The 25065-nt window shown below is 68.7% G+C and carries 30 protein-coding genes; 14 read left to right on the forward strand and 16 right to left on the reverse strand.

The genetic code is table 11. The annotated features are described in order from the left end of the window. Positions 1-15 precede the first annotated feature (15 nt). Positions 16-675 carry a TetR/AcrR family transcriptional regulator gene (locus tag ACE3T2_RS10615; RefSeq protein WP_374657096.1) on the reverse strand — a complete coding sequence of 220 codons (660 nt, stop codon included), beginning with the start codon at positions 673-675 and terminating at the stop codon, positions 16-18. 14 nt (positions 676-689) lie between these two features. Further along, positions 690-974: a hypothetical protein gene (locus ACE3T2_RS10620; RefSeq protein ID WP_374657097.1), complete on the reverse strand. Its 285-nt coding sequence runs from the start codon at positions 972-974 to the stop codon at positions 690-692. 206 nt (positions 975-1180) lie between these two features. Between ACE3T2_RS10620 and ACE3T2_RS10625 the strand changes: the two genes are divergently transcribed. After that, on the forward strand, positions 1181-2032 hold the full coding sequence (locus ACE3T2_RS10625; RefSeq protein ID WP_374657098.1) for a glutamate racemase: 852 nt from the start codon (positions 1181-1183) through the stop codon (positions 2030-2032). A gap of 14 nt (positions 2033-2046) precedes the next feature. Next, complete coding sequence (locus ACE3T2_RS10630; RefSeq protein WP_374657099.1) at positions 2047-2577, forward strand: SRPBCC family protein; 531 nt, start codon at positions 2047-2049, stop codon at positions 2575-2577. A 136-nt stretch (positions 2578-2713) separates the two neighbouring features. On the opposite strand, the gene ACE3T2_RS10635 is transcribed toward ACE3T2_RS10630, so the two are convergent. Then, positions 2714-3403: a pyridoxamine 5'-phosphate oxidase family protein gene (locus tag ACE3T2_RS10635; RefSeq protein ID WP_374657100.1), complete on the reverse strand. Its 690-nt coding sequence runs from the start codon at positions 3401-3403 to the stop codon at positions 2714-2716. Between the two features lie 97 nt (positions 3404-3500). Here ACE3T2_RS10635 and ACE3T2_RS10640 point away from each other — a divergent pair, with 97 nt between their 5' ends. Next, complete coding sequence (locus ACE3T2_RS10640) at positions 3501-4970, forward strand: PLP-dependent aminotransferase family protein (protein WP_374657101.1); 1470 nt, start codon at positions 3501-3503, stop codon at positions 4968-4970. A gap of 19 nt (positions 4971-4989) precedes the next feature. On the opposite strand, the gene ACE3T2_RS10645 is transcribed toward ACE3T2_RS10640, so the two are convergent. Both ACE3T2_RS10645 and ACE3T2_RS10650 read right to left on the reverse strand, forming a co-directional pair. Continuing rightward, positions 4990-5526, reverse strand: a complete 537-nt coding sequence (locus tag ACE3T2_RS10645) for a carboxymuconolactone decarboxylase family protein (protein ID WP_374657102.1) — start codon at positions 5524-5526, stop codon at positions 4990-4992. A 174-nt stretch (positions 5527-5700) separates the two neighbouring features. Next, entirely contained in the window at positions 5701-6255 is a 555-nt protein-coding gene (locus tag ACE3T2_RS10650; protein WP_374657103.1) for a peroxiredoxin, read from the reverse strand. A 120-nt stretch (positions 6256-6375) separates the two neighbouring features. On the opposite strand from ACE3T2_RS10650, the gene ACE3T2_RS10655 reads away from it, so the two are divergent. The 3 genes from ACE3T2_RS10655 to ACE3T2_RS10665 all read left to right on the forward strand — a co-directional run bounded on the left by ACE3T2_RS10655 (position 6376) and on the right by ACE3T2_RS10665 (position 8226). Further along, entirely contained in the window at positions 6376-7272 is an 897-nt protein-coding gene (locus ACE3T2_RS10655) for a hydrogen peroxide-inducible genes activator (protein ID WP_374657104.1), read from the forward strand. 79 nt (positions 7273-7351) lie between these two features. After that, positions 7352-7924, forward strand: a complete 573-nt coding sequence (locus ACE3T2_RS10660; protein ID WP_374657105.1) for a PadR family transcriptional regulator — start codon at positions 7352-7354, stop codon at positions 7922-7924. A 2-nt stretch (positions 7925-7926) separates the two neighbouring features. After that, positions 7927-8226: a DUF2218 domain-containing protein gene (locus ACE3T2_RS10665; RefSeq protein WP_374657106.1), complete on the forward strand. Its 300-nt coding sequence runs from the start codon at positions 7927-7929 to the stop codon at positions 8224-8226. Between the two features lie 137 nt (positions 8227-8363). Here the strand turns inward: ACE3T2_RS10665 and ACE3T2_RS10670 are convergent, their stop codons facing one another. Next, positions 8364-9464 (reverse strand): phytase, encoded by a 1101-nt coding sequence (locus ACE3T2_RS10670; RefSeq protein WP_374657107.1) that lies wholly within the window; start codon positions 9462-9464, stop codon positions 8364-8366. Between the two features lie 90 nt (positions 9465-9554). On the opposite strand from ACE3T2_RS10670, the gene ACE3T2_RS10675 reads away from it, so the two are divergent. Further along, on the forward strand, positions 9555-10538 hold the full coding sequence (locus tag ACE3T2_RS10675) for a TonB-dependent receptor plug domain-containing protein (protein WP_374657108.1): 984 nt from the start codon (positions 9555-9557) through the stop codon (positions 10536-10538). Positions 10539-10546: 8 nt separating this feature from the next. Here ACE3T2_RS10675 and ACE3T2_RS10680 read toward each other — a convergent pair whose 3' ends face one another. After that, positions 10547-11752, reverse strand: a complete 1206-nt coding sequence (locus ACE3T2_RS10680; protein ID WP_168078113.1) for an IS256 family transposase — start codon at positions 11750-11752, stop codon at positions 10547-10549. Between ACE3T2_RS10680 and ACE3T2_RS10685 the strand changes: the two genes are divergently transcribed. Further along, positions 11736-13187, forward strand: coding sequence for a TonB-dependent receptor plug domain-containing protein (locus ACE3T2_RS10685; protein ID WP_374657109.1), 1452 nt, complete (start codon positions 11736-11738; stop codon positions 13185-13187). The genes ACE3T2_RS10680 and ACE3T2_RS10685 overlap by 17 nt on opposite strands. A 3-nt stretch (positions 13188-13190) precedes the next feature. Here the strand turns inward: ACE3T2_RS10685 and ACE3T2_RS10690 are convergent, their stop codons facing one another. Then, positions 13191-13691: an N-acetyltransferase family protein gene (locus ACE3T2_RS10690; RefSeq protein WP_374657110.1), complete on the reverse strand. Its 501-nt coding sequence runs from the start codon at positions 13689-13691 to the stop codon at positions 13191-13193. Further along, positions 13691-15820 (reverse strand): prolyl oligopeptidase family protein, encoded by a 2130-nt coding sequence (locus ACE3T2_RS10695; protein WP_374657111.1) that lies wholly within the window; start codon positions 15818-15820, stop codon positions 13691-13693. The genes ACE3T2_RS10690 and ACE3T2_RS10695 overlap by 1 nt, the downstream gene beginning before the upstream one ends. Before the next feature lie 81 nt (positions 15821-15901). Between ACE3T2_RS10695 and dapF the strand changes: the two genes are divergently transcribed. Both dapF and mtaB read left to right on the forward strand, forming a co-directional pair. Beyond that, a complete protein-coding gene (gene dapF, locus ACE3T2_RS10700; RefSeq protein WP_374657112.1) occupies positions 15902-16729 on the forward strand; it encodes a diaminopimelate epimerase in 828 nt (275 codons plus the stop codon). Beyond that, positions 16726-18030 carry a tRNA (N(6)-L-threonylcarbamoyladenosine(37)-C(2))-methylthiotransferase MtaB gene (gene mtaB / locus ACE3T2_RS10705; protein ID WP_374657113.1) on the forward strand — a complete coding sequence of 435 codons (1305 nt, stop codon included), beginning with the start codon at positions 16726-16728 and terminating at the stop codon, positions 18028-18030. The genes dapF and mtaB overlap by 4 nt, the downstream gene beginning before the upstream one ends. Positions 18031-18032: 2 nt before the next feature. Here the strand turns inward: mtaB and ACE3T2_RS10710 are convergent, their stop codons facing one another. Then, on the reverse strand, positions 18033-18659 hold the full coding sequence (locus ACE3T2_RS10710) for a trimeric intracellular cation channel family protein (protein ID WP_374657114.1): 627 nt from the start codon (positions 18657-18659) through the stop codon (positions 18033-18035). Between the two features lie 122 nt (positions 18660-18781). On the opposite strand from ACE3T2_RS10710, the gene ftsY reads away from it, so the two are divergent. The 3 genes from ftsY to ACE3T2_RS10725 all read left to right on the forward strand — a co-directional run bounded on the left by ftsY (position 18782) and on the right by ACE3T2_RS10725 (position 20998). Continuing rightward, positions 18782-19717 (forward strand): signal recognition particle-docking protein FtsY, encoded by a 936-nt coding sequence (gene ftsY, locus ACE3T2_RS10715; protein WP_374657115.1) that lies wholly within the window; start codon positions 18782-18784, stop codon positions 19715-19717. Beyond that, the gene (locus tag ACE3T2_RS10720) at positions 19714-20325 is read left to right on the forward strand and encodes an inner membrane-spanning protein YciB (protein ID WP_374657116.1); all 612 of its coding nucleotides are present in this window, start codon (positions 19714-19716) and stop codon (positions 20323-20325) included. Before ftsY ends, ACE3T2_RS10720 begins: the two co-directional genes overlap by 4 nt. Positions 20326-20422: 97 nt before the next feature. Continuing rightward, the gene (locus ACE3T2_RS10725) at positions 20423-20998 is read left to right on the forward strand and encodes a MarR family winged helix-turn-helix transcriptional regulator (RefSeq protein WP_374657117.1); all 576 of its coding nucleotides are present in this window, start codon (positions 20423-20425) and stop codon (positions 20996-20998) included. Here ACE3T2_RS10725 and ACE3T2_RS10730 read toward each other — a convergent pair. Further along, positions 20995-22197, reverse strand: coding sequence for a methionine gamma-lyase (locus ACE3T2_RS10730; RefSeq protein WP_374657118.1), 1203 nt, complete (start codon positions 22195-22197; stop codon positions 20995-20997). The genes ACE3T2_RS10725 and ACE3T2_RS10730 overlap by 4 nt on opposite strands. A gap of 116 nt (positions 22198-22313) precedes the next feature. Here ACE3T2_RS10730 and ACE3T2_RS10735 point away from each other — a divergent pair, with 116 nt between their 5' ends. Then, complete coding sequence (locus tag ACE3T2_RS10735) at positions 22314-22772, forward strand: Lrp/AsnC family transcriptional regulator (protein ID WP_374657119.1); 459 nt, start codon at positions 22314-22316, stop codon at positions 22770-22772. On the opposite strand, the gene ACE3T2_RS10740 is transcribed toward ACE3T2_RS10735, so the two are convergent. From ACE3T2_RS10740 to ACE3T2_RS10760, 5 genes are all read right to left on the reverse strand, one after another. Further along, positions 22769-23020, reverse strand: a complete 252-nt coding sequence (locus ACE3T2_RS10740) for a hypothetical protein (RefSeq protein WP_374657120.1) — start codon at positions 23018-23020, stop codon at positions 22769-22771. The two genes, ACE3T2_RS10735 and ACE3T2_RS10740, sit on opposite strands and share 4 nt — an antisense overlap. Positions 23021-23082: 62 nt before the next feature. Next, positions 23083-23601: a DsbE family thiol:disulfide interchange protein gene (locus ACE3T2_RS10745; RefSeq protein WP_374657121.1), complete on the reverse strand. Its 519-nt coding sequence runs from the start codon at positions 23599-23601 to the stop codon at positions 23083-23085. Beyond that, entirely contained in the window at positions 23598-23741 is a 144-nt protein-coding gene (gene ccmD, locus ACE3T2_RS10750) for a heme exporter protein CcmD (protein WP_374532114.1), read from the reverse strand. The genes ACE3T2_RS10745 and ccmD overlap by 4 nt, the downstream gene beginning before the upstream one ends. 1 nt (position 23742) lies before the next feature. After that, entirely contained in the window at positions 23743-24471 is a 729-nt protein-coding gene (ccmC, locus tag ACE3T2_RS10755) for a heme ABC transporter permease CcmC (protein WP_374657122.1), read from the reverse strand. Then, the gene (locus ACE3T2_RS10760) at positions 24468-25058 is read right to left on the reverse strand and encodes a hypothetical protein (protein WP_374657123.1); all 591 of its coding nucleotides are present in this window, start codon (positions 25056-25058) and stop codon (positions 24468-24470) included. The genes ccmC and ACE3T2_RS10760 overlap by 4 nt, the downstream gene beginning before the upstream one ends. Positions 25059-25065: the final 7 nt, after the last annotated feature.

Consider the following 25065-nt stretch of genomic DNA (forward strand, 5'->3'; position numbering starts at 1 on the left):
GCTTGTAATGTGACGTCAGGAAGCGTCCGCCGCGTCCTGGATCTCCTGGGCCAGGGCCGCGCCGCGACGGCTGACGTCCATCGCCTGATCGTGAGGCAGGCCACAGGCGGTGAGCAGCAGGGCGATCACTTCGATCCCGTGCGCCGGGTCAGACAGCCCCATCAGCACGTCCCGCTGCAGCATGCGGCTGGTGCCGAAGATCAGGGTGCGGGCCGCGGCGGGGTCCATATTGCGGAAGTGGCCCTGGGCGACGCCGGCGCGGAACATCTCGTCCAGGCTGGCCTCCAGGGCGGGTGTGCGCTCCAGGCGCGAGCCGTCCAGGCGCAGCATCATCCAGCCCCAGGCCGCATCGCGGCTGACCGTGACCTGATAGCTGTGCAGGCGAGTGGCCAGGCGTTCGCAGGCGGGCATGGTCTTTGGCAGACGGGCGTCCAGGACCGCCGTCAGGGACGCAACGATCTTCAGCCGTACCGCATGCAGCAGGCTCTCGGCGGTGGGGAAGTAGTTGTAAAAGGTGCCGCGCGAGACCCCGGCCGCGGCGACGAAATCCTCGATCGAGCAGGCGTCGGGACCCTTCTCGCCGATCATGGCGACGGCGGCTTCGAGCAGGCGCTCGCGCGTCTGCGCCTTGCGCTGCTCGGCCGCCGCGGCCCGGGCCTCGAGATTGACCCGCATGGGACGCCGGGGGGTCAGGCGGCCTCGGGGAGGTATTGGCGCACCGCGTTGGCGGCGGCCAGGGACAGGGGGTCGCTCTGGCGCTCCAGCACCTCGATCTCGTGTTCGAGGGCGGCGACCATCTCGCGATGGGCGAGCGGGGAGAGTTCGAGCAGGGCGCGGGTGGCGGCGCGAGCCAGAGCCAGGGAGGTGGCGAGGTCGACGTCGACGCCGATGTGCCAGGTGGCGGTCGGTTGTTCGTCTGCGCGACCGGGATCGGGCGCGCGGGCGGGGTCCGGGGTTGGGGCGGGGAGGGCCATGGGGAGGGAGGTGTCCGAGTTGTCCAGGATGCAAAACGCAGTGCGGACGGCCTTCGGCTGGCCGTCCGCTGGAAGGTACGCACCATACTGCAACGCTTGAACTGACAGGTATGTCAGTCTGACAATTTTGTCAATTTGAAATTCCCGCGTTCGGCCAAACTTTCCCGCGAATGGACGGCGCTCGCGCCGGGGGCTACATCCGGGGCATGGCCATTGGCGTTTTCGATTCCGGCGTCGGCGGGCTCGCCGTCCATCGCGCTCTCGTGCGGCGGATGCCGCAGGCGGACTTCATCTATCTGGGCGATCAGGCGAACGCCCCCTATGGGGGGCGAACCGGCGAGGAGATCGTCGACCTGACCCGCGCCGGGTGCGAGCAGCTGTTCGAGGCCGGCTGCGACCTGGTGGTCCTGGCCTGCAACACCGCCTCGGCCATCGCGCTACGGCGCCTGCAGCAGACCTGGCTGCCGGGTTATCGCAAAGAGATCGGTCGGCCGGTCAACGTGCTGGGCATCATCGTCCCGACCATCGAGGCGGCCACCGGCATGCCGTGGGAGCACGAGGCCGAGCGGCGCGGCGACAAGGTCGAGAAGCTCGATATCCTGGCCGTGTTCTGCACGCCGGCCACCGCCCGCTCAAGGGTCTACGAGATCGAGATCGACAAGCGCCGTCAGGACGTGGCGGTGTTCGCCGAGCCTTGCCCCGACCTCGCCCGCATGATCGAGAACGGCGCAGGAGCGGTGGACCTGGCCAAGACGGTCGAGGGGCATGTCGCGGCAGTGACCACCCGCGTCGGCCGCGCCCCGGATCGGGCGATCCTCGGCTGCACCCACTACGAGATCATCGCCGACATTTTCCGCACCGCCTTGAAGCCCGGCACGCCGCTGATCCATCAGCCCGACGCCACCGCCGACGCGCTGGAGGCCTATCTCGCCAAGCACCCGGAATATCGCGCCGGGGAGGGTGGTTTGCGCCGCTTCCTGACCACCGGCGAGCCGGGCGCGCAGAACATGCTGGTTGAGACCTTCTGGGGAGGCCCGCTAAGCTTCGAAAAGGCTTAGGGAGGGCCAAGGCCATGAAAAACCTATGGATCGCCGCGGCGCTGTCGCTCGCGGCGGGCGCCGCGCACGCCGAGGTGGCCGAGCGCACGGACGCCGGCTTCCGCACCCGCAACGTCGTCGAGATCGCAGCGACCCCGCAGCGCGTCTACGCGGCGCTGGGCGAGATTGGCCGCTGGTGGGACGACGCGCACACCTATTCCGGCAAGGCCGCCAACATGTCGATCCGGCTGGAGCCCGGCGCCTGCTTTTGCGAGGCCCTGCCGGGAGGCGGCGGGGTGCGGCACGGGGTGGTGGCGCTGGCCTGGCCCGATCAGGGGACTCTGCGCCTCGAGGCGGTGCTCGGTCCGCTGCAGGACGAGGGCGCAGCCGGCGCCCTGACCTTCGTGATCAAGCCCAAGGGGAGCGGCGTCGAGGTCGTCCAGACCTACAATGTGGGAGGCCTGCGCCCGGCCTCGGCCAAGACCTTCGCCGATCCCGTGGACCAGGTCATCGGCACGCAGCTGAAGCGCCTGAAGGCATACGTGGAAGCCGGCAAGCCGGGGTGATCCGTCTTCATTTCTCCCTCCCCTTGATGGGGGACAGACCGCGAAGCGGTCAGGGTGGGGTTTTGCCAATTCAGCAATCCCCACCCGTCTCGCTGCTGCGCGCCGATCCACCCTCCCATGAAGGGAGGGAGAGGATTCACTCCCGCGCCGCGCGGGTCAGCGCTTCGTCCAGCCGCGCGCCTTCGACATAGGGCCCGAGATCCGCCGCCGCGCCGGCGCTCTGCACGGCGTCGGCCATCGGAGCGCCGATCCGCGTCTCGATAGGGATCACCCCGCTCCAGGCATCCCAGCCCTCGTCCTCGGCCATGCGGTTGACGCCGGCGGCGCGCTGCTTGGCGCTGGCCTCCTCAATGATCATCTCGACGACCGACATCTGGCGGATCTCGCTATCGCTGCCCGGCCGCAGCGTCGCCGAGCGGCTTGGATAGAGCCGATCTATGAAGGCGTTCATCGCCGCCCGCTGCGCCTCCAGCCCCTCGATCAGCCGCGCCCGCCCGAAAGCCATCACCGAGCGGTAATTCATCGAATGGGCGATGCCCGAACGCGCCAGCACCAAGCCGTCCACATGACTGACGGTGACGCAGACCGGCAGGCCGCTGGCCTGCGCCCGCACCATCCGGCTGGCGGCCGAGCCGTGCCAGTAGAGCTTGCGACCTTCCCGCCAGAAAGTGGTCGGGGTGACGAACGGCTGGCCGTCGATCACGTAGCCGACGTGGGCCAGGACCGCGGCGTCCAGGATCGCGAACACCTGCTGCTCGTCATAGGCGGCCCGATCGGGCTTGCGGCGCACGCGCGAGCGTGGGGTCGGGGCGAAGGCGTCGGTCATGCGGGGTCCTTTCAGGCGAAAGGCGTAACCGCCTAGCGGTCTGTCTTTGCAGTCCAATATGTGCCAATCTGCCAGTCCATTTTGCGAGGATGGCCGGATGAGCTGGGCCGACATCTATCCGTGGCGCAGCCCCGCGCCGGGCGAGCCGGTGATCCGCCAGATCTACGAGCAGGTCCGCGCGGCCATCGTCGAGGCGGCGCTGAAGCCGGGCCAGCGCCTGCCATCCAGCCGCGATTTCGCCGGACGGCTCGGGGTCGCCCGCGCCTCGGTCGTCGCCGCCTACGACCTGCTGCTGGCCGAGGGTTATGCGATCGGGCGCCCGGGCTCGGGCACCTATGTCTCGGGCGATCTTTCAGGCGTGGCCGAGCTGCGGCCCGCGCCTGCGCCTTCCCGCTCCGATCCGCCGCCGCTGCCCGAGCGCGCCCGCGATCTCGATGAGCTGCAATTCCCGCCTCCCCAGTCGGACCCGCGCCTGTTCGCCACCGGCCGCACTCTTCTGGACGCCCGCGCCCAGGACGCCTGGGGGCGTTCGGCGCGCCGCGCGCTGCGTACGCTCGACGCCGTCCATTTCGGCTATTCCGATCCGCGCGGCGAACGTGGCCTGCGCGCGGCTATCGCCGACTATCTGCGCGCCGCGCGCGGCGTGGTGTGCGAGCCCGATCAGGTCATCGTCACCGCCGGCGCCCAGCACGCGGTCGACATCGCGGCGCGGGTGCTGCTGAAGCCAGGCGACCGGGTCTGGATGGAGGATCCGGGCTATCCGGCGACCCGCCACGCCCTGCTCGCATCCCAGGCCGACGTCTTCCACGCCCCTGTCGACCGCTCGGGCCTGGTGGTCGCAGCAGGCGTCGAGGCCGCCCCGGACGCCAAGGTCGCGTTCGTCACGCCCTCGCACCAGTACCCGCTGGGGGTCACGCTCTCGATGGGGCGGCGGATGGAGCTGCTGGCCTGGGCCCGCGCGGCGCGCGCCTGGATCGTCGAGGACGACTACGCCTCGGAGTTCCGCTATTCGGGCCCGCCGTTGGAGTCGCTCCAGGGCCTCGATGGCGGCGAGCGGGTCATCTATGTCGGCACCCTGAACAAGGCGCTCTTTCCCGGCCTGCGCATGGGTTATGCGGTCGTGCCCAAGGCGCTATCCCTCGCCTTCGCCAATGCGCGCCAGCTGATGGACCGCCAGCCGCCGACCCTGACCCAGGCGATCGTGCTCGACTTCATGCGCGACGGGCAGTTCGCCGCCCACATCCGCCGCCGCCGCATCGCCTACAAGGCCCAGCGCGACGCCCTGGCGGACGCCCTGGAGGCGCGGCTCGGCCATCTGCTTGAGGTAGACCGGCCAGACCAGGGCATGACCCTGATCGCCTATCTGAAGGATGGCCGCTCGGACCTTGCGGTCGAGGCCATGGCCCAGGCGGGCGGGGTGTCTGTGCGGGCGATCAGTCGGCTCTATCACCAGGCGCCGCCGGCCCAGGGCCTGATGCTGGGGTTCTCCGGCTTCCCGGCGCGGACGATGGACGCCGGCGTCGCGCGGCTGGCCAAGGCGCTGGAGGGCCTTCCTCCCCCGTCGTGACGGAGGAGGAAAGGCAGGCTCAGGACGCGGCGGCGGCTTCGGCGGCCACCACGCGGCTGACCGCGTTGACGACGGCGCCGATGCGCAGGGCCGCCTGGATCGAGGTGTTCGGCACGCCGTGCTTCTTCAGTTCGCTTTCGTGGGCGTCCAGGCACATGCCGCAGCCGTTGACCGCCGAGACGGCGGTGGACCACAGCTCGAAGTCGACCTTGTCGACGCCTGGATTGGCCAGGATGTTCATCCGCAGCTTGGCCGGCAGGGTCCGGTATTCAGCGTTCGAGAGCAGGTGCAGCGAGCGGTAGTAGACGTTGTTCATGCCCATGATCGCGGCGGCGGCCTTGGCGGCGGTGGCGGCTTCGGCCGAAAGGCCCGCGGCGGCGGCCGCAGCGTCGATGGCCTTAATCACGGCCGGCGTGCCGACCGCATAGGCGGAGGCGACGAAGGTCCCCCACTTCTGCTGGTCGCTGAGCACGGTCTCGTTGGCCAGGCTCGACAGGTTGAGGCTGAGGTCCTTGGCGTAGGCGGGCAGGGACTCGCGCAGGGCGTCGAGCGACATGGCAATCTCCGGAAATCGAGGCGTGTGAAATCGCTCGCAGTCTGGGCGAGGCGCACACATGAACAAGGGAAAAGGGACCCGGGAGGCGCGGGGAGATCGCGCGCTCCCGGGCTTGGCGGCGTAGCGGGCGGCCTCAAGCTCGCAGAGGCCGCCGCTTCGGGGGCTGGAGGGGGACTACGCCGCCAGGGTTTCGCCGCCGACCGCGCGGTTGCACGGGCAGAGCTCGTCGGTTTGCAGCGCATCGAGGACGCGCAGGGTGTCGGCCGGAGCGCGGCCCACGTTCAGGTTGGTCACATAGACGTGCTGGATCACGTTGTGCGGGTCCACCACGAAGGTCGCACGCAGGGCCACGCCTTCTTCCTCGTTCAGCACGCCCAGAGCGCGGGCGAACTTGCCGCTGTTGTCGGCGAAGTTCCAGATGGCCAGGCTGTTCAGGTCCGGATGCTCACGGCGCCAGCCGAGCTTGGAGTGCTCGTTGTCGGTCGAGCCGCCGAGGACGACCGCGTCGCGCTCTTCGAACTGCGGGTTCAGGCGAGCGAACTCGGCGATCTCGGTCGGGCACACGAAGGTGAAGTCCTTCGGGTAGAAGAAGATGACCTTCCACTTGCCCGGGAACGACTCGTTGGTGACGGTTTCGAAGGCGCTCTCGCCGTTCTCTTCGTGACGGTTGAACTTCGGCTTCACGCCGACGACCTTGAATTCCGGAAGCTTTTCACCAACGCCGAGCATTACGTTCTCCAACTGATTGAAAGGTTCGGCCGAAGCCGTGGCGTGGAGATAGTGCTGCGGCGCACAAAAGGCCAATCGATACTTTCTGGATTTTGGATAGATAATTCCTATATTGGCGGCATGAGCCTCCCTACCCTTCGCCAGCTGCACTATCTCAAACTACTTGCCGAACACGGATCCTTCGGAAAGGCCGCCGAGGCGGCTCACGTCACCCAGCCGACGCTGTCGGCCGGCGTCCAGGAACTGGAGAAGATCCTTGGCGGTCCGGTGGTGGACCGCGCGCGATCCGGCGTCATCCTCACCCCGATCGGCGATGCGGCTCTGGCCAAGGCCGTGACCATCCTGAACGACGCCGAGGAACTGGTGCAGTCGGCCCGCAACGCTGGCCAGCCCTTGACCGGGCGATTCCGTCTGGGGGTCATCCCGACGGTTGCGCCGTTCCTGCTGCCCAAGGCCCTGCCGCTGCTGCGCAGCCGGTTTCCCAAGTTGCGGCTCTTCCTGCGCGAGGACCTGACCCACCGGCTGATCGCGCTTCTGAAGGCCGGCCAGCTGGATGCGGCCCTGATCGCCTTGCCCTACGACATGAGCGGCCTGGCCCACGCGCATGTCTCCAACGACGAACTGCTCGCCGCCCTGCCCGGCAACCATCCGTTGGCCGGCGAGCGCGACGCCCCGCCCTCCGCCCTGGAGCGCGACGACCTTATCCTGCTGGAGGACGGGCATTGCCTGCGCGACCATGCCCTGGCGGCCTGCGGCCTCAAGCCGCCGAAGTCGGGCGACGACGAGACCTTCGCGGCGACCTCCCTGCCGACCCTGGTCCAGATGGTCGGCTCGGGCCTGGGCGTCACGTTCCTGCCCGCCATGGCGGTGGCCGCCGGCCTGACGGAGACCGCTGACGTCGCGGTGCTGCCCCTGCGCGCCGATCATCCGAGCCGCGAAATCGTGGTCGCCTGGCGCTCAGGATCCAGCCGCGCCTCGGAAGGGCGGCTGCTGGCCGAGACGCTCCAGGGCGCCTAGCGACAGTCTAAGATATATCTTGACTGCCGATCCGCTCGCGATATATCTACATTATCGACATATCGAAATAGGATCGAAAATGCATCGACACTTCTGGAAACGTCACGAACATCGCAGTCGGGGGCCGTTCGGCGGTCACGGCGGCGAACACTGGGGCCGCCATGGCGGCGGCCGCGGACGCGGCGGACCCCGCATCGGCCGCCTGCTGGAGCACGGCGACCTGCGCTTCGTTATCCTTGCCTTGCTGAAGGAAAAGCCCAGCCACGGCTACGAGCTGATCCGCGCGCTCGAGGAACGCACCGGCGGCGCCTATCGCCCCAGCCCGGGCGCGATCTATCCGACCCTCTCCATGCTGGAGGACGAAGGCTTCGCCCGTCCGGCCGGCGAGGAAGGCGGACGCAAGGCCTTCGAGATCACCGAGGCCGGCCTCGATGCGCTGGAGCGGAACAAGACCGGCGTGGACGCGGTTTTCGCCAGGTTGGACGAGGCGGGCGAATCCTCGCCGCGGTCGTCGCCCCGTGTGGCTCGCGCCATGCAGAACCTGGCCATGGCGCTGCGCATGAGCCTGCAGGGCGAAAAGGCCGACGAGGCCAAGCTCGACGCCATCGTCGCGGCGATCGACGAAGCCGTCGCCAAGATCGAAAAGGCTTGAGCATGGACACGCTGATGAAGTCGAGCGCCACGGTCCTGACCGAGCACGGCCATCGCTACATGGTCCAGCTCTGCAAGCACTTCGGCCACAAGATCCCCACCGAGTGGAACGACCACGAGGGCAAGATCACCTTCGCCATGGGCGAGGTCGCGCTGCGCGTTGCGCCCGAGACCCTGATGCTGGTGGCCAGCGCGCCCGACGCCGAGGGCCTGGCCCGCGTCGAGCAGATCGCCGACAGCCACCTCAAGCGCTTCGCCTTCCGCGAGCCGGACCTGGCCGTCGACTGGCGCCGCGGCGCCTAGCCGCGCTGGACGTCGAGAGATGCTCCCTCTCTGGGGAGCTGTCAGCGAAGCTGGCTGAGGGGGACTTGGACTCCCGCGAGAGCAGTCCCCCTCCGTCTCGCCGCTTTGCGGCGATCCACCTCCCCAGCGGGGGAGCGTCAGTCCGACTTCAAAGCCGCTTTCACTTCGCGCCAGTCGATCAGTTTGAAGTTCTGGCGCGCGCGCGGTCCGCTTGAGGTCTCGCCGTCCGTGTCGGAATCGTCCTGCACCACCACCAGGCCCTCAGGGAAGGCGCCGACGCGCCCGCCCAGGGCGGCCAGGCCGTCGGTGCCGGTCACCGCGTCCACCCCGTTGCCGGGAATGACCGAGAAACGGCCGACATAGGCCGGCTCCGGGGCGTCCACCCGCCAGACGGCGAAAGCGCTGTCGCCCTGGCTGGAAGCCAGCAGGTAGGTCTTGCTGCCCTCGCGCAGCAGGGTCAGGCCCTCGACGTCCGGCTTGAGGATGTCGGACGGCGCGGGCGCCATCAGGTGGCGGGCCGCGCCGATCGGGTCGAGCGGGAAGCGCCATATCCCGTGGGCCTCCTCGGCGATGTAGAGCAGGCCAGCGACGTCGTCGACGACACAGCCTTCCGACTGCGAGCCGATAGGGAAGTCCCGCATCAGGGTTGCGGCCGGCTTGCCATCCTGGTCGCTGATCGCGAACTGGTGGATGTCGCCGTCCTTGCCGACCATCACCGCCACCATCTGGTCCTTCAGCCGGCCCATGCAGAAGCCATAGGGTTCGCTGACCTTCACGGGAACGCGGCCCCACAGCGTGACCTTCAGCGTATCGGGATCGAGCAGGTAGAAGGCCATGGCCCCCCGGCCGCGGTCGCTCGCGCCGACCAGCACCTGCGCCTTGCCGCCGACCATGAAGCCGTCCCTCAGGTCGACGTTGTTCAGCGGACCGTCGGCCAGGAACTGCAGATCCTTGCCGGCCAGGTCGTAGACATAGAGCCCGGCCTGCTTGTCGGTGCCGAAGATCACCCCGCGGGACGGATCGCGTGGATCGGCCCAGATCTCCGGGTCGTCCGCCGCGTCGCGCACGCGGGTGCCGACCGCCGCGGTCTCGCCGGCCGGTTTCACAGGCGCGCCGGTTCCCAGGGTCATGCCGGCGGAATCGGACACGCTCTCCGGGTCGACGCTCGCGCAGGCTCCAAGCAAGGAGATTGCCGCAGTTGTCGCAAAACCGATAAAAATTTGCCGATAAACCGTCACTGGCCCCGCTCCGCGCGCAAGTTATATGCCCTGCGCTGCAAATCATGCTGTGCGGGGTGCGGTCAACCGTCCCTGCTGTCGGGGGACCCCATGACGCGACTTTCTCTGCTTGCCTGCGCCGCCATTGCGCCGCTGGCGCTGGCCACGCCCGCCTTCGCCGACGACGCCACGCCCGTGGCCGAGTTGATCGTGACGGGCGAGATCGCCTTTCGCGACAGAACCGAGACGGTCGCCCCGACGCTGTCCTACGGCCTGGAGTACTTCCAGCGCTTCGAACCGCTGACGGCGGGCGACGCCATGAAGCGCGTGCCCAGCGTCGCCTTCCTGTCCGACGTGCTGGAAAGCGACGGCGCACGGTTGCGCGGCCTCGACCCCGGCTACACCCAGATCCTGATCAACGGCGAGCGCGTGCCCGGGGCGGGCCTCGACCGCTCGTTCTTCGTCGACCGCATCCCCGCCGAACTGATCGAGCGGATCGAGGTCGTGCGCTCGGCCAGCGCCAACCGCAGCGGCGACGCCGTGGCCGGCGCCCTCAACATCGTGCTGCGCGACGCCCAGACTCTGGACGGCGGCTATCTGCGCGCCGGCGCCATCCGCCTGGACGACGGCCGCGTGCGCGAGACGCTGGGCGGCGTCTGGTCGGGCCAGGTCGGCCCCGGCCGCCTGCTGGTCGGCGCCAGCCTGCAAGGCCGCCGCAACCCCAAGCTCAAGACCAGCTGGCGCTACGACGAGCCGGGCGCGGCCCTGAACGACATCGAGCTGCAGACCGACACCCGCAACGGCACCGACTATTCGTTCAACGCCGCCTACGAGGTCGAGGTGGGCGGCGGCGATCTGGAGCTGACCGGCCTCTTCGTGCGCACCGACCGCCGCGAGGACGAGGATTCGCGCGAATACCGCGCCGGCCGCGTCCAGCTCTCCGACTTGCTGACCTTCAACGACAACAACGTCGACATCACCACCGACAACTGGTCGCTGGGCGCGAAGTTCACGCGCGAGATGCTGGGCGGCAAGACCAAGTTCAAGCTCGGCGGTCACGTCCGTCAAGCTGGTGTAATTTTCTGGATGGCCTGAGGGCATGATCAGGCGGCTTTTGTGGTTATGCTGAGGATGGGATCGATCTCCTCCTTGTCGATCTGTGCGAATGCCTCGACCATCATGTAGCGGCTTGATGTCTGCCATTCGTCATTTTGCTCGAACAGTACGGCGCCGATCAAACGCGTGATGGATGCCTCATTGGGGAAGATCCCGACGACATCGGCGCGTCGCTTGACCTCCTTGTTCAGGCGTTCAATTGGGTTCGTGCTGTGCAGCTTGGTGCGATGCTGGCGCGGGAATGACATGTAGGCCAGCACGTCGTGCTCGCTGGCATCCATGAGATCAGCCAGTTTTGGCCAGCGCGGGCGCAGTTGCTCTGCGACCTTTCGCCAGGTTTCGCCGGCATGGGTGCGGTCGGGTTGATCGAAGGCCTGCCGGATGGCAGCGGCGACGACGGTATGCTGGCCACGCGAGACATGGGCCAGGGCGTTGCGCATCCAGTGGACGCGACAGCGTTGCCAGGTTGCTTCGAAGACCCGGGCGATGGCGGCTTTGAGCCCTGTATGCGCGTCGCTGATGACCAGTCTGACGCCTCCCAAGCCGCGAACACGCAGGGATCGAAGGAACTCGGTCCAGAATGTCTCGGCCTCGGACGGGCCGATACCGAGGCCGATGATCTCACGGCGTCCCTCGGTGTTGGCGGCCACGGCGATTATTGCCGCGACTGGTACGATCCTTCCGCCCTGGCGCACCTTCAGATAGGTGGCGTCAAGCCAGAGATAGGGCCATTCGCCGGTGAGCGGGCGGTTCAGGAACTCGCCGACACGTTCGTCGATGTCCTTGCACAGCTTCGACACCGTGCTCTTCGAAATGCCGCTCAGCCCCATGGCCTGCACCAGCTCATCGACGCGGCGGGTCGATACGCCACTGATCCACGCCTCCTGGATGACGGCCACCAGCGCCTGCTCCGAGGTCTTGCGCGCTTCGAGAAAGCCCGGGAAGTAACTGCCTTGACGCAGCTTGGGAACCCGCAGGTTCAGCGTGCCCAGACGGGTATCGAGAGCGCGCTCTCGATACCCGTTACGCCACGTCGTGCGTTCGCCGCTGCGCTCGTGCTTGCCAGCGCCGATCAGGCCTTCGACATCCGCCTCCATGATCAGCTGCAGGACGGCCTCGGCAATGCTGCGCAGAAAGTCTCCCTGATCGTGCTTGGCCAGAAGGTCGGACAGGTCCATGTTCGTCTTGGTCATCGGGGTCTCCATGTGGTCCGGGGTTGAAGTCGGCAAACTCCACCTCGACCATACACCTCGATGGCCACCCAGGATCACACCGTGGACGGCACTGAAATTACACCAGCTCCTCGGACGCTACCAGCTCGGCTACTCGGTGTTCGACGACAAGCAGGACGAGATCGAGGAGGAGTACGAGTACCTCCGCGACGCCAATCCGTACCCTGACGACGACCGCTTCACCGGCGACCTGGAGTTCCGCCGCCTGAAGGACAAGGAAATCTCCTTTTCCGTCTCGCACGAGCGCGAGCTGGGCTTCGCCGACCTGGAGTTCGGCCTGCAGGTGATCGACAAGACCCGCGACACCAACATCGTCACCGATCGCAACCGGGTGACCATTCCCAACCCGCCGGCCCCGCGCCCGACCCTGCCGGGCGTTTATGGTCCTTTCCTGCCCGTGCCGGGCGGGGTCAACAAGATCGACGAGACCCGCATCGACCCCTACCTGATGCTGTCGGGCGGCGAGGGTGCGCTGAAGTGGGAAGCGGGCCTGCGCTACGAGACCACCAAGAGCAAGATCGTCGACGCCACGGCCCCGGCCGCCAACCGTTCGGTTGAGAAGGACTATCAGTTCCTGCTGCCCTCGGCCCACCTGCGCTACAGCCTGACGCAGGACGACCGGATCAACGCCTCGGTGGCGCGCACCGTGCGCCGTCCGGGCTTCGGCCAGCTCTCCCCGGCCCTGCTGCTGGCCGAGTACGGCGACAACGATTTCGTCGGCAATCCGGACCTGAAGCCGGAAACCGCCTGGGGCCTCGACGTCGGATATGAGCGCCGGCTTGGCCGCCGCGGCGTCGCGGGCGTCAACGTCTTCTACCGCAAGGTCAGCGACCTGATCGAAGTCGCCAACACCGGCGCGGTCGGCAGCGAGGGCGCGGGAACCTTCGTGCTCACCGCCCGCAACGCCGGCGAAGGGTCGGTCTGGGGCGTCGAGTTCGACGTATCGACCCCGCTGACCCTGTTCGGCTGGGAGCACACCGGCGTCTTCCTCAACTACTCCTGGCTCGACAGCGACATCGACGACGACTTCGGTTCGCGCCGCTTCAACGACCAGTCGAAATACGTCCTCAACGTCGGCTTCATCCAGGACCTGCCCGACTGGGGCGCGGCGTTCGGCGCCACCTACCGCAAGCAGGGCGACGCCTTCGGCCGAATGGTCGGCGAGGAGGTCACCACCAGCTACGGCGCCGACCTCGAGGTCTTCGTCGAGAAACGCTTCGGCAAGAGCTTCGTCCTGCGCCTGACCGGCTCGAACCTGCTCGACGCCAAGAAGGAAGAGACCTTCAACAAGTTCACCACCCTGGCCGACCAGAAGACCCGCGACTTCGACGAGTACGAACTGGAATCGGAAAAGGCCGGCCCGGTGTTCCAGCTCGTCGGGCGCTACGCGTTCTAGGCGCTACAGCGCCTTGACGAAGTACAGCGCCAGGTCGTCGTCCACCGGCACGCTCTGGCCGGCGGCGACGTGGGCGTTGTTCCAGGCAATCCCGCGCCCGTCCGGCACGTAGCCGCGCAGCACATAGAGCCGCTGGGCCGCGCCGTAGTCGGGATAGAGGCCGACGCCGATGCCGGCGAGGGGCGAGCGCTCGGCGATCAGGGCTTCGGCGGCATCCATCAGCCGCGTCCCGATCCCGCGCCGGCGCACGTGCGGCAGGACGTTGAAGTCCCGCACCTCGGGAATCCCCGCCTCGGCGAAGGCGGGATAGGGCGAGACCCAGTCGACCGTGACATAGCCCGCGAACTCGCCGTCCAGCCGGGCGACCAGCACCGCCCGCGACCCGGCCGCCTGCTCGGCCAGGTACTGCTCGAACTGTGCGGCCGGCTTGCTCCAGCCGATCGCGGCGAAGGCCGCTTCGAAGCGGGCGGGATCGTCCCTCCGAAGCGGCCCGATCTCCAGCATCAGTCCATCAGCTTTTCGGCCAGATAGACGTAGTGGAACGCCCAGCGGCGGGCGTTCATCTCGGGGTCGGCGTCGTTGGAGTGGCCGCCGAAGGTGTTCTCGAAATAAAGGTAGGGATAGCCCAGCGCCTCCAGCTTGGCGGCGAACTTGCGGGCGTGGCCCGGATGCACCCGGTCGTCGCGCGTATTGGTGGTGATGTAGGGCTCGGGGTACTTCTGCCCCGCTTTCAGGTTCAGGTAGCCGTCGTACTTGGCGATGAAGGCGTGGTCTTCCGGTACGTCCGGATTGCCGTATTCACCGACCCACGAGGCCCCCGCGGACAGCTTGTGATAGCGCAGCATGTCGACCAACGGGCTTTCCACCACGACCGCGTTCCACAGCTCCGGATGCTGGGTCATCGAGACCGTGGTAAGCACCCCGCCGTTCGAGCGGCCGTAGATGCCCAAGCGGCGGGGCGAGGTGATCTTGCGCGCCGCCAGGTCGCGGGCGACCGCGGCGAAGTCGTCGAAGGCCAGCTGGCGCTTCTCGCGCAGCACCGACTGGTGCCAGGCCGGGCCGAACTCACCGCCGCCGCGGATGTTGGCGATGACATAGGCGCCGCCGCGCTCCAGCCAGATCTTGCCCATCTCGGGGATGTAGATCGGCGGCTTTGCGACCTGGAAGCCGCCATAGCCGTACATGATGGTCGGGGTGGAGCCGTCCAGCTTGGCGGCCTTCGGCATGACCACGAAATAGGGAATCTTCGTCCCGTCGGACGAGGTCGCCCAGTGCTGCTCGACCTTATCTTTGCTCGCATCGAAGCGGGCGGGCAGGGCCTTGACCTGCTTGGCCTGGCCGCTGGCGGCGTCGGCCAGCCACAGAGCGTTGGGAGTGAGGAAGCCCTCGGCGTAGACGAACAACTGGTCGTCCGTGCCCGAGGTGGAACCGATGCTTAGCGTGGCGTCCTTCGGCAGGTTTAGCCGCCGCGACGTCCACAAACCGGCCGAGAGGTTGGCCTTCACCGTCTTGGCGGCCGGGCCCATTCCGGCGCTGACGCCCTTGTAGTCATAGACGTCGATCGCGCCCTTCACGTCCTCCAGCAGCTCTACCACCAGCTTGCCCTTGGTGTCGGAGACCGACTGGATCGCCTGGCGCGGGCCGGGCTCGAACACCTTGAGCGCCGTCGCCTTGGCGGGGTCGCGCTTCAACTCGGCGACGTCGTACGAGACCAGGGCTCCCGTCTTGAAGCCGTTCCAGGCCTCCTGCAGGCTGAACACCGCCTGGCCGTCCACATAGGCCTCGAACTGGGCCTTCTTCGGCAGGGCGACCGGGGTCAGCTTGCCGTCCGAATAGAGCGAATATTCCGACTCGAAGAAGGTCACGCCGCGCTGGATCAGGACGCCGGCGGCCTTGCCGCCCTCGCCGCGCAGCACGATGCCCTGGGCCGAGACGTCGGTCGGCTGGCCACGGAATATCTCGGTCGCGCCGCCGCTGCGGTCGACGATCTTGACGACGTAGGCGTAGCCGGACTGCGTCACCTCGCCCTTGGTCCATTCGCGGGCGGCGACCAGATGGTCGCGGTCCAGCCAGTCGGCGCTCTGCTTGCCCTCCGGCGCGCGGAAGCCGCCGGCGACGAAGCTCCTGGCCTTCACGTCGAACTCGCGCAGCTCGACCGCGTCGCCGCCGCCGTTCGACAGACGCACCAGGCAAAGGGTCTCGTCCGGCGTCAGGCAGGTCGCGCCCTTCCAGAACCAGTTGCGGCCCTCGTCCTTCGACAGCTTGTCGATGTCCAGCACCACGTCCCAGGCCGGCGCCTGCGTCTGGTAGGAGGCGAGACTCGTCTCGCGCCAGACGCCGTGCGTGTGGGTGGCGTCCTGCCAGAAATTGTCGACCCCGCCGGCCCGGAAGGCCGGCTTGGCGATCCGGTCGGTGGCGGTGAAGATCGCCCGTCCCTCGGCCAGGAACGCCTGGTAGCGGGCGTCGGCCTCCAGCCGCTGGGCGGTGCGGGCGTTCTGGGCCTCGACCCAGGCCATGGCGCGGGGGCTGTCGATGTCCTCGAGCCAGGTGAACGGGTCGGCCGCGGGCGCTTGCGCCAGGGCGGCCGGGGCGGTGAGCAGGGCGCCTGCGAGCGCCGCGGACAGAAGTTTCATGCGTAACGAATAGAGGCCCAGGGCCGCCTTTGTCTTCCCAAAGGTGATCCGCCGCCAATTCTCGCCTATATAGCCGGCGCCATGAGCCGTCCGTTCCTGAAGATGAACGGGCTCGGCAACGACTTCGTCGTGGTCGAGGCCCGCTCCGCCCCCTTCGCCCCCAGTGCGGAGGAGGTGCGCGCGATCGCCGACCGCGAGCGCGGGATCGGCTGCGACCAGTTGGTCTCCATCGAGACTTCGGGCAAGGCCGACGCCAAGGTCCGCTTCTGGAACGCCGACGGCGACGAGGTCGGCGCCTGCGGCAACGCCAGCCGCTGCGTGGGCTGGCTTTTGATGGAGGCTTCGGGCCGCGACCAGGCGGTGCTGGAGACGGCCGGCGGCCTGCTGGTCGCCAGCCGGGCCGGCGACAAGGTCGTGAGCGTCGACATGGGCGAGCCGGGCCTCGACTGGCGCCAGATTCCCCTCGCCGAGGAGATGGACACCCGCGGCATAGAGCTGCAGGTCGGCCCCATCGACGATCCCGTCCTGCACACCCCCGGCTGCGTCTCGATGGGCAATCCGCACGTGGTGTTCTTCGTGCCGGACGCGGAGGCCGCGCCCGTCGTCCAGGTCGGACCGATGATCGAGCATCACCGCCTGTTCCCCGAAGGCGTGAACGTCGGCTTCGCCCAGATCGTCGCGCGCAACCGCATCCGGTTGAAGGTGTGGGAACGCGGCGCGGGCCTCACCCAAGCCTGCGGCACCGGCGCCTGCGCCGCCCTGGTCGCCTCGTTCCGCCGGGGCCTCGTGGACCGCAAGGCGACCCTGGTGCTCGACGGGGGCGAACTTGTCATCGAGTGGCGCGAGAGCGACGGCCACGTGATCATGACCGGCCCGGCCCAGGTCGACTTCACCGGAACCCTGCCGTGAGCCACGACGCGTCCGAGGGCGACTTCGCGGTCGTCCACCGCAAGGCCGAGCCCGGCGGCGTCGATATCGTCACCTTCGGCTGCCGGCTGAACGCCTATGAGAGCGAGGTCATCCGCGCGCGGGCGGCGGAGGATGGGCTTAAGGACGCGATCGTCTTCAACACCTGCGCCGTCACCAACGAGGCGGTGCGCCAGGCCCGCCAGGCGATCCGCAAGGCGCGGCGCGAAAACCCCGATGCAAAGCTGATCGTCACCGGCTGCGCGGCCCAGATCGACCCAGCCGCGTTCGCCGCCATGGACGAGGTCGACCTCGTGCTCGGCAACGCCGAGAAGTCGCAGGCCGGCGCCTATGCCGAAGGCCGCGCCGCCGAGGGCAAGGTCCGCGTCAACGACATCATGAGCGTGCGCGAGACCGCCGGCCATCTGATCGACGGTCTGAAGGACCGCGCCCGGGCCTATGTCGAGGTCCAGAACGGCTGCGACCACCGCTGCACCTTCTGCATCATCCCTTATGGCCGCGGGAACTCGCGCTCGGCTCCGGCCGGCGAGGTGGTCGAGCAGGTCCGCAAGCTGGCCGCCCAGGGCTATCAGGAAGTGGTGCTGACCGGCGTCGACGTGACCAGCTGGGGCGCCGACCTGCCGGGCCAGCCGACCCTCGGCCAGCTGGTCGCGCGCATCCTTAGGCTGGTCCCGGACCTGCCGCGCTTGAGGCTCTCGTCCATCGACGCGGCCGAGATCGACCCGGACCTGATGCGGTGCCTGGCGGAGGACCGCCGGTTGATGCCCTACCTGCACCTGTCGTTGCAGGCCGGCGACGACATGATCCTCAAGCGCATGAAGCGCCGCCACCTGCGCGACGACGCCTTGAAGCTGGTGGCCGAGGTGCGGGCCGTGCGGCCGGACGTCGCCTTCGGCGCCGACCTGATCGCCGGCTTCCCGACCGAGACCGACGAGATGTTCGAGAACACCTTGGCGCTGGTCGAGGAGGCGCAGCTTTCATTCCTGCACGTCTTCCCGTTCAGCCCGCGCCCGGGAACGCCGGCCGCGCGGATGCCCCAGCTCCAGCGGCCGGTGATCAAGGACAGGGCCGCCCGGCTGCGGGCCGCCGGCCAGGCAGCCTTGGCGCGGCACCTTGCTCGTCAGGTCGGTCGCACGCTGTGGGGTTTGGTGGAGCGCGAGGGCGTGGCCCGCGCCGAGGACTTCACCGAGATCGCCTTCACCGGCGAGGCCAAGGTCGGCGGCCTGACGCAGATGCGCGTCACCGGCCACGACGGGACGCGGGTGACCGCCGAGATTCTCTAGATCTAGTCCGCCTTCCCGCGTCCCGGGAACGCCGGCAGGGTCCAGCCCCAGTGGATCGCGCCGGCTCGCACTGCGAAGGCGGCCGCGAAACCCGCCGCACCCGGCCAGAAGCCCCGGACGCCCAGCACGTAGAGCACGACGAACAGGCTCGCCCCGACCAGCGCGCAGCTGACATAGATCTCGCGCCGCAGCAGCACCGACGGCTCGTGCGCCAGCACGTCGCGGACGATGCCGCCGAAGCAGGCGGTCAGCACCCCCATCAGCACGGCCGAGAACGGCGGCACGCCCAGGGCCAGAGCCTTGGCCGCCCCGACCACGCTGTAGGCGGCCATGCCCAGCGCATCGAGCCACAGCAGCACCCGCATACGCCCGGGCCCGGTCCCGAACGCCCAGACGGCCGCCGCCGCGGCGATGCAGACCACGATGTAGCCCGGCCGCTGCACCCAGAAGACCGGCGCCTCGATCAAGAGGTCGCGCATAGTCCCGCCGCCGACCCCGGTCACCGCCGCGAAGAAGGCGAAGGTGACGATGTCGTGCTTGCGCTGGGCGGCGGCGATGGCGCCCGTGGCCCCGAAAACGGCGACGGCGGCGTAGTCGAACCAGACGAAGGCGGCGGCGAGAGCGTCCATGCCGTTTCGTACGACGGGGCGCAGCGGAGCGGTAGCCCGCCGCTTCCGAAGGCCGAAAGGACCGAACGTCGCTAACCGCATGTTCACGTGACGGCGGCGGCGGCGGACGCTAGAAGGCGCCCATGACCGAACCGAAGAAGGGCTGGTTCCAGCGTCTGACCAGCGGGCTGTCGCGCTCGTCCAAGCAGATGACGGAACAGGTGGTCTCCACCTTCACCAAGCAGCCGCTGGACCAGGCCAAGCTCGACGAGCTTGAAGAGATGCTGATCGAGGCTGATCTCGGTCCGCATTCGGCCGCCCGCATCACCAAGCGCTTCGCCGACGAGAAGTTCGGCAAGAGCGTCGACGAGAGCGAGATCAAGGAAGCCCTGGCGCAGGCCATAGGCGCCGAGCTGGAAAGCCGCGAGGGCGATTTCGAGCCGTTGTCCGGTCCGCGGCCCTATGTGGTCATGTTCATCGGCGTCAACGGCTCGGGCAAGACCACCACGCTGGGCAAGATCGCGGCCGACCTGGTCGGCCGCGGGGCCAAGGTGCTGGTGGTGGCCGGGGACACCTTCCGCGCCGCGGCGGTGGAGCAGCTCAAGGTCTGGGCCGAGCGCGCGGGCGCCGACTTCATGTCGCGGCCGACCGGATCCGACGCAGCCGGGCTGGCCTTCGAGGCGGTCGAGCGCGCCAAGGAGCAGGGCTACGACGTGGTGCTGATCGACACCGCCGGCCGCCTGCAGAACAAGCAGGGCCTGATGGACGAACTGCTCAAGGTCATCCGCGTGGTCAAGAAGGTGGAGCCCGGGGCGCCGCACGAGACCCTGCTGGTCCTCGACGCCACGGTGGGCCGCAACGCCCTGGCCCAGGAAAACATCTTCGGCAACCAGATCGGGGTGTCGGGGATCGTCATGACCAAGCTGGACGGCACGGCCAGGGGCGGCGTGCTGGTGCCGGTGGCCCAGGCCTCCGACAGCCCCATCAAGCTGATCGGCGTGGGCGAGGGGATCGACGACCTCCAGCCCTTCAAGGCCCGAGCCTTCGCCCGCTCGCTCGTCGGGCTGGACGACGCATGAAGCTCTCCCCGACCGCCCACAAGTGGGTCCGCGGCCTGGTCGACTACGGCGGCCTCGTCGTCTTCCTGCTGGGCTTCTTCTACAACACTAAGATCGTGGGCCTGGCCTCGCGCGAAGCGCTGGTCGAAGCGACCTGGTGGCTCGTCGGCGGTTCGGCCCTGGCCCTCGTGGTCGGGCTGGTCTTCGAGCGGCGGATCGCGCCGTTCCCGCTGATCTCCGGCGGGGCCGCCCTGCTGTTCGGCGGCCTGACCCTGTTCTTCCACGATGTGCGCTTCGTGAAGATGAAGCCGACGGTGATGAACAGCCTGTTCGGCGTGGTGCTGCTGGGCGGCCTCATCCTCCGCAAGAATCCGCTGAAGATGCTGCTGGGCGATGCGGTGAAGATGCCCGAGGAAGGCTGGCGCAAGCTGACCCTGAACTACGGTCTGTTCTTCCTGGCTCTGGCGGCGGTCAACGAGGTCGTCTGGCGCACCCAGCCGGACGACATCTGGGTGGTGTTCCGCTTCCCCGGCCTGCTGATCCTCTCGGTGCTGTTCTCGTTCGCCCAGGTGCCGCTGATGATGAAGTACGCCAAGACCGACGAACCGCCGCCGCCGCACGTCGAATAAGAGGTCTCTGGCGCTTTGGACGCCCACTGACCATCTGTCGTTAAATCGACACCATGAGCCGCTAGCCTCGGCTCAGTCGACAGGCGGGGGTGTGCCGATGGCCAAGTCGAAGTCCCAGGACAAGAAGGGCCTCCCGGCCCTGGAAAAGTCGCCCAGCCACCTGTTGCACAGGGCCTTGCAGCTCGCGCTCGATATCTATGCGGACGAACAGGGCGAAGGCGGCGTCACCCAGCGTCAGTATGCGGTGCTGGCGGCGGTGGAGGCCTTCGAGGGGCTGACCCAGACCGACCTCGTGAAGATCACCGGCATCGACCGCTCGACCCTGGCGGACATGGCCGCGCGGATGATCGCCAAGGGCCTCTTGGAGCGTCAGCGCTCGCTCTCTGACGCCCGCGCCAACGCCGTCAGCCTGACGCAGGCGGGCCGCCTGGCCCTGGCCGAGGCCAAGCCGAAGATGGCCGCCGCCGACGCGCGGCTGCTGCGCCTGCTGTCGGGCGCCAAGCGCGAGGCTCTGACCGGCGCGCTGCGCGACCTGGTCCGCGCCGGCGACGCCGCGGCCGAGCCGCAGGCAGGTCCGGTCGAGAAGAAGCCGAAGGCGGCCAAGAAGGCCAAGGGCGACAAACCGGCCAAGGCCGAGAAGCCGAAGAAGAAAAAGCTGAAGAAGGCGGCCTAAGCAGCCGCGCGGACGCCGCCTGGCGGCAGGGCGCGGTCGAGGTCGGCCAGGATGTCAGCGACGTCCTCCAGGCCCACCGACAGCCGCACCATGCCGTCGGTGATGCCACAGTCCAGGCGTTCCTCGCGGCTGTAGGTTGAGTGGGTCATGCTGGCCGGGTGCTGGATCAGGGTCTCGGCGTCGCCGAGCGAGACCGCCCGGCGGATCAGGGTCAGCCGGTTCATCATCGCAGCGCCTGCCGCATCGCCCGCGGCCAGCTCGAAGGCGATCATGCCGCCGAAACCGGGCATCTGGCGCTGGGCCAGCTCGTGCTGGGCGAAGTCCGGCAGGCCCGGATAGAGCACGCACGAAACCGCCGGATGCGCCGCCAGCCAGCGGGCGACGGCCAGGCCGCTCTCGCAGTGGCGCGCCATGCGCAGGGCCAGCGTCTTCAGGCCACGGAGCACCAGGAAGGCGGTGAACGGGCTCATCACCGCGCCGGTCATGTCCTTCACCCCGACCAGCCGCACCCGCGACACGTCGTCCGCGCGCCCGGCCACCAGCCCCCCGACCAGGTCGCCGTGCCCGCCCAGGTACTTGGTCGCCGAATGCACGACGAGGTCCGCGCCCAGTGATAGGGGGCGGGTCAGGACCGGCGTCGCATAGGTGTTGTCGACCACCACCTTCGCCCCCGCCGCATGGGCGATGGCGCTGACCGCGGCGATGTCGACCAGCCGCATGTTCGGATTGGCCGGGGTCTCGAAATAGACGATCCGGGTGCGCTCGGTGATCGCCGCTTCCAGCGCCGCCGGATCGGTCAGGTCGACCTGGCGTACGGTGATCCCGAAGCGGGCGAGGTCCTTCAGATAGGCGAAGGTGCAGCCGTAGAGCGTGCGGTCGGTGATCACCTCGTCGCCAGCCGACAGGAAGCTCCACATCACTGCGGTGATCGCGCCCATGCCCGAGGCGGTGGCGAGGCCCGCTTCCGCGCCCTCCAGGGCGGCGATACGGTCCTCCAGCAGCGCCGTCGTCGGGTTGGAGATGCGTGAATAGAAGTGGCCCTCACGGGTTCCGGCGAACATCTCGCCGCCGGCCTGAGCGCTCTCGAAAGCGAAGGTCGAGGTCAGGTGCAGCGGCGGGGTCAGCGCGCCCTGCTCGTCCATCGGGTCATAGCCGTGATGGATCGCCGTGGTCGCAAAACCCATGTCGCCGCCGGCCATGGCCGTTCTCCTCGATATCCTGGTCGCGGCCATGATGTGTCATTTTGCTGCGCAGCATCTTGCAATATCCGCCCCTATGCGCGTCTATCTTGGCAGAATCTGCCAGCGAGATCGCCATGGACGCCAAGGACCGCCAGATCATCCGCGAGCTGCAGAAGGATGGCCGGATCACCAACCAGGACCTGGCCGATCGGGTGAACCTCTCCCCCTCTCCATGCCTGCGCCGCCTGCGGCTGCTGGAGGAGGCGGGGGTGATCAAGGGCTACACCGCCCTGGTCGATCAGAAGGCCTATGGTCTGCCGATCACCGTCTTCATCCGCGTACGGCTGGAGCGGCACGGCGAGGCGGTGGTGAGGACGTTCGAGGAGCATGTTGCCCGCATCGAGGAGGTGCTGGACTGCTATCTGCTGGCCGGCGGCGACGACTATCTGCTGCGGGTGATCGTCGCCAGCCTCGAGGCCTACGAGGACTTCATCCGCCGCAAGCTGCACGCCATCCCCGGCGTCGCCTCGATCGACACCAGCTTCGCCTACGGCGTGGTCAAGCAGACGCGGGTGTTTCCGGTCGGCGCCTAAACCCGGATGTCCAGCAGCGAGCCGGGGCGCAGGATCTTCTGCGGCGGGTCGGCGGGCAGGTTGGCCGGGATCTTCTGGGCCGGCGCTGCGGTGGGCGCAGCGGTTTGAGGCGCAGCCGTCGCCTGTGCGGCGGCCGGGCGGCCGAAGGCGGCCTCAAAGAACGCGCGCTGGGCCGAGCCCTTGGCCGCGCCGGCCCCTTGCGCCGGTTGCTGCTGGGTCGGGAAAATCGGCGGGCGGATGGTGCTCACGGCGGGCGCTTTATGGTTAACGGAACCGCGGCGACCCTCAGCTGCGCCGCCTCAAGGTTTGGTTAACGCGGTGCTTTCGCCAGCAGTTCGCGCGCCTTCTCGGGCGTCAGCGGGCCGGTGTGCTTGGCCAGGATCGTCCCGTTCGCGCCGACCAGGTAGGTCTCGGGCACCCCGGTCACGCCGAGGTCGATGCCGGCCCGGCCGTCGCGGTCGACCAGCCGCTGGGCGTAGGGGTCGCCCAGCCGGCCGATGAAGGCCTTGGTGTTCTCCGGAGCGTCCTTGTAGGCGACGCCGACCACCCGCACGCCCTGCTTCTTCAGCTCGACGAGAACCGGGTGCTCGACCTCGCAGGGGGCGCACCACGAGGCGAAGATGTTGACCAGCACCGGCTCGGGCTTGGCCGCATCGTGCAGCCGCACCGGCCGCCCGTCGTCCAGCGCCGGCAGGACGAGATCCGGCAGCGGCTTGCCGACCAGGGCGTGCGGCTGGACCTTGGGGTCGCGCTTCAGGGCGAAGAGGCCGAACAGCAGGCCCAGGGCCAGCAGGGCGGCCAGCGGCAGAAAGGCCAGGGTGCGGTTCATTCGCCGTCCTTCTGCGCCTTGCGTCGCCAGCGGGCGCTGGCGCGCAGGGTGAAGACGATCATGCCCAGGAACACCAGGGCGGTCAGGCCGTAAGCCGGCCAGACGAAGGCGGCGTACTTGCCGGCGTCGAGATCGAGCATCCTATCCCCTCGCCGCGCGCATGGCCGCGGCCTCGGCGCGGCGGCGCCAGACCTGGGCGCGGATGCCCACCAGCCACAGCGACCCGAACGCGGCCATGAAGGCCAGGCCCATCAGCAGCAGCGGCCACAGGAAGTCGTTGGTCATGGCCGGCCCCTGCTTGCGGAACACCGAGGCCCCCTGGTGCAGGGTGTTCCACCAGTCGACCGAAAACTTGACGATCGGCAGGTTCACCGCCCCGACCAGAGCCAGGATCGCGCCGGCCCGCGCGGCCTTGGTCTCGTCGTCCAGCGAGGCGCGCAGGGCGATATAGGCCAGGTAGACCAGGAACAGCACCAGCACCGAGGTGAGGCGCGCGTCCCACACCCACCAGGTTCCCCACATGGGCCGGCCCCAGAGCGAGCCGGTGACCAGGGCCAGGAAGGTGAAAGCCGCGCCCAGCGGCGCGGCGGCCTGGGCCGCGGCGTCGGCCAGGGCGTGGCGGAAGACCAGCGCCAGGAAGCTTGCGATCGCCAGGCAGACATAGACGAACATGCTGAGCCAGGCCGCCGGCACGTGGATGAACATGATCCGCACCGTGTCGCCCTGCTGGTAGTCTTCGGGCGCCGAGAAGCCAAGCCAGAGGCCGGCCAGCGCCAGGACGACGGCGATGACGCCGAACATCGGCGCGGCCCAGCGGGAAAAGGCCATGAACCGCTCGGGATTCGACAGGAAGGCCGGGGCTGGGATCATGCGCGCGGATTAACGCCCGGCGCGCTCGCCTGCAAGCGGCGGCGCCTAAGGACATCTCCGCGTTGCGACAGGCGGTAGCCGACCTCGAGGCTTTCGGTGAGCCCCAGCGCCTTCAGCTTGCGCACGTCGGCCTTGAACGGCGCGGTCTCGCGCCCCAGCCGGGCGGCCAGGTCCGGGGCCCGCACGCCGGGGTTCTCGGCGATCAGAGCCAGCACCGCGTCGGTCCATGGACCGCGGGCGTCGAGCCTGGCCAGCCGCGCCTCGACGGCGTCGAGAGACGCCGCATCGGTGTCGGCCCGCATGGCCCTGCGCGGGTCCTCGCCGGCCAGACGGAAGGCGATGCGGTGCAGCGGAAGCTCGCCGCTCACCTGCCTGCGCAGGTCCTCGGCGTCCGAATATCCCGCCCGCACGGCCTCCGCGTCGGTGACGGCCGAGGCCTCGACCACCTCGATCGCCTCGATGGCCAGCACCCCAACCGGCGTGGTCAGGGTTCCGCCGGCGCGCACGGTCGGTCGGCGCCAGCGGCGGAAGGCCAGGTCGACCTCGCCTTCCGCTATGGCCTTCAGGACGGGCGCCTTGAACAGCATGCCCGTC

The sequence above is a fragment of the Phenylobacterium sp. genome (genome assembly GCF_041919955.1).
Lineage (GTDB): Bacteria > Pseudomonadota > Alphaproteobacteria > Caulobacterales > Caulobacteraceae > Phenylobacterium.

Excerpts from the sequence above, each read along its gene's own strand:
- ACE3T2_RS10645 (WP_374657102.1), bottom strand. The coding sequence starts at position 5,526 with ATGTCGCTCGACGCCCTGCGCGAGTCCCTGCCCGCCTACGCCAAGGAC.
- ACE3T2_RS10690 (WP_374657110.1), bottom strand. The coding sequence starts at position 13,691 with ATGCTGGAGATCGGGCCGCTTCGGAGGGACGATCCCGCCCGCTTCGAA.
- ACE3T2_RS10725 (WP_374657117.1), top strand. The coding sequence starts at position 20,423 with ATGGCCAAGTCGAAGTCCCAGGACAAGAAGGGCCTCCCGGCCCTGGAA.
- ccmC (WP_374657122.1), bottom strand. The coding sequence starts at position 24,471 with ATGATCCCAGCCCCGGCCTTCCTGTCGAATCCCGAGCGGTTCATGGCC.
- ACE3T2_RS10620 (WP_374657097.1), bottom strand. The coding sequence starts at position 974 with ATGGCCCTCCCCGCCCCAACCCCGGACCCCGCCCGCGCGCCCGATCCC.
- dapF (WP_374657112.1), top strand. The coding sequence starts at position 15,902 with ATGAGCCGTCCGTTCCTGAAGATGAACGGGCTCGGCAACGACTTCGTC.
- ACE3T2_RS10675 (WP_374657108.1), top strand. The coding sequence starts at position 9,555 with ATGACGCGACTTTCTCTGCTTGCCTGCGCCGCCATTGCGCCGCTGGCG.
- ACE3T2_RS10695 (WP_374657111.1), bottom strand. The coding sequence starts at position 15,820 with ATGAAACTTCTGTCCGCGGCGCTCGCAGGCGCCCTGCTCACCGCCCCG.
- ACE3T2_RS10660 (WP_374657105.1), top strand. The coding sequence starts at position 7,352 with ATGCATCGACACTTCTGGAAACGTCACGAACATCGCAGTCGGGGGCCG.
- ftsY (WP_374657115.1), top strand. The coding sequence starts at position 18,782 with ATGACCGAACCGAAGAAGGGCTGGTTCCAGCGTCTGACCAGCGGGCTG.
- ACE3T2_RS10630 (WP_374657099.1), top strand. The coding sequence starts at position 2,047 with ATGAAAAACCTATGGATCGCCGCGGCGCTGTCGCTCGCGGCGGGCGCC.
- ACE3T2_RS10625 (WP_374657098.1), top strand. The coding sequence starts at position 1,181 with ATGGCCATTGGCGTTTTCGATTCCGGCGTCGGCGGGCTCGCCGTCCAT.
- ACE3T2_RS10735 (WP_374657119.1), top strand. The coding sequence starts at position 22,314 with ATGGACGCCAAGGACCGCCAGATCATCCGCGAGCTGCAGAAGGATGGC.
- ACE3T2_RS10655 (WP_374657104.1), top strand. The coding sequence starts at position 6,376 with ATGAGCCTCCCTACCCTTCGCCAGCTGCACTATCTCAAACTACTTGCC.
- ccmD (WP_374532114.1), bottom strand. The coding sequence starts at position 23,741 with ATGCTCGATCTCGACGCCGGCAAGTACGCCGCCTTCGTCTGGCCGGCT.
- ACE3T2_RS10635 (WP_374657100.1), bottom strand. The coding sequence starts at position 3,403 with ATGACCGACGCCTTCGCCCCGACCCCACGCTCGCGCGTGCGCCGCAAG.
- ACE3T2_RS10745 (WP_374657121.1), bottom strand. The coding sequence starts at position 23,601 with ATGAACCGCACCCTGGCCTTTCTGCCGCTGGCCGCCCTGCTGGCCCTG.
- ACE3T2_RS10730 (WP_374657118.1), bottom strand. The coding sequence starts at position 22,197 with ATGGCCGGCGGCGACATGGGTTTTGCGACCACGGCGATCCATCACGGC.
- ACE3T2_RS10720 (WP_374657116.1), top strand. The coding sequence starts at position 19,714 with ATGAAGCTCTCCCCGACCGCCCACAAGTGGGTCCGCGGCCTGGTCGAC.
- ACE3T2_RS10710 (WP_374657114.1), bottom strand. The coding sequence starts at position 18,659 with ATGGACGCTCTCGCCGCCGCCTTCGTCTGGTTCGACTACGCCGCCGTC.
- ACE3T2_RS10685 (WP_374657109.1), top strand. The coding sequence starts at position 11,736 with ATGTTCGTCTTGGTCATCGGGGTCTCCATGTGGTCCGGGGTTGAAGTC.
- ACE3T2_RS10760 (WP_374657123.1), bottom strand. The coding sequence starts at position 25,058 with ATGCTGTTCAAGGCGCCCGTCCTGAAGGCCATAGCGGAAGGCGAGGTC.
- ACE3T2_RS10650 (WP_374657103.1), bottom strand. The coding sequence starts at position 6,255 with ATGCTCGGCGTTGGTGAAAAGCTTCCGGAATTCAAGGTCGTCGGCGTG.
- ACE3T2_RS10665 (WP_374657106.1), top strand. The coding sequence starts at position 7,927 with ATGGACACGCTGATGAAGTCGAGCGCCACGGTCCTGACCGAGCACGGC.
- ACE3T2_RS10680 (WP_168078113.1), bottom strand. The coding sequence starts at position 11,752 with ATGACCAAGACGAACATGGACCTGTCCGACCTTCTGGCCAAGCACGAT.
- ACE3T2_RS10615 (WP_374657096.1), bottom strand. The coding sequence starts at position 675 with ATGCGGGTCAATCTCGAGGCCCGGGCCGCGGCGGCCGAGCAGCGCAAG.
- ACE3T2_RS10640 (WP_374657101.1), top strand. The coding sequence starts at position 3,501 with ATGAGCTGGGCCGACATCTATCCGTGGCGCAGCCCCGCGCCGGGCGAG.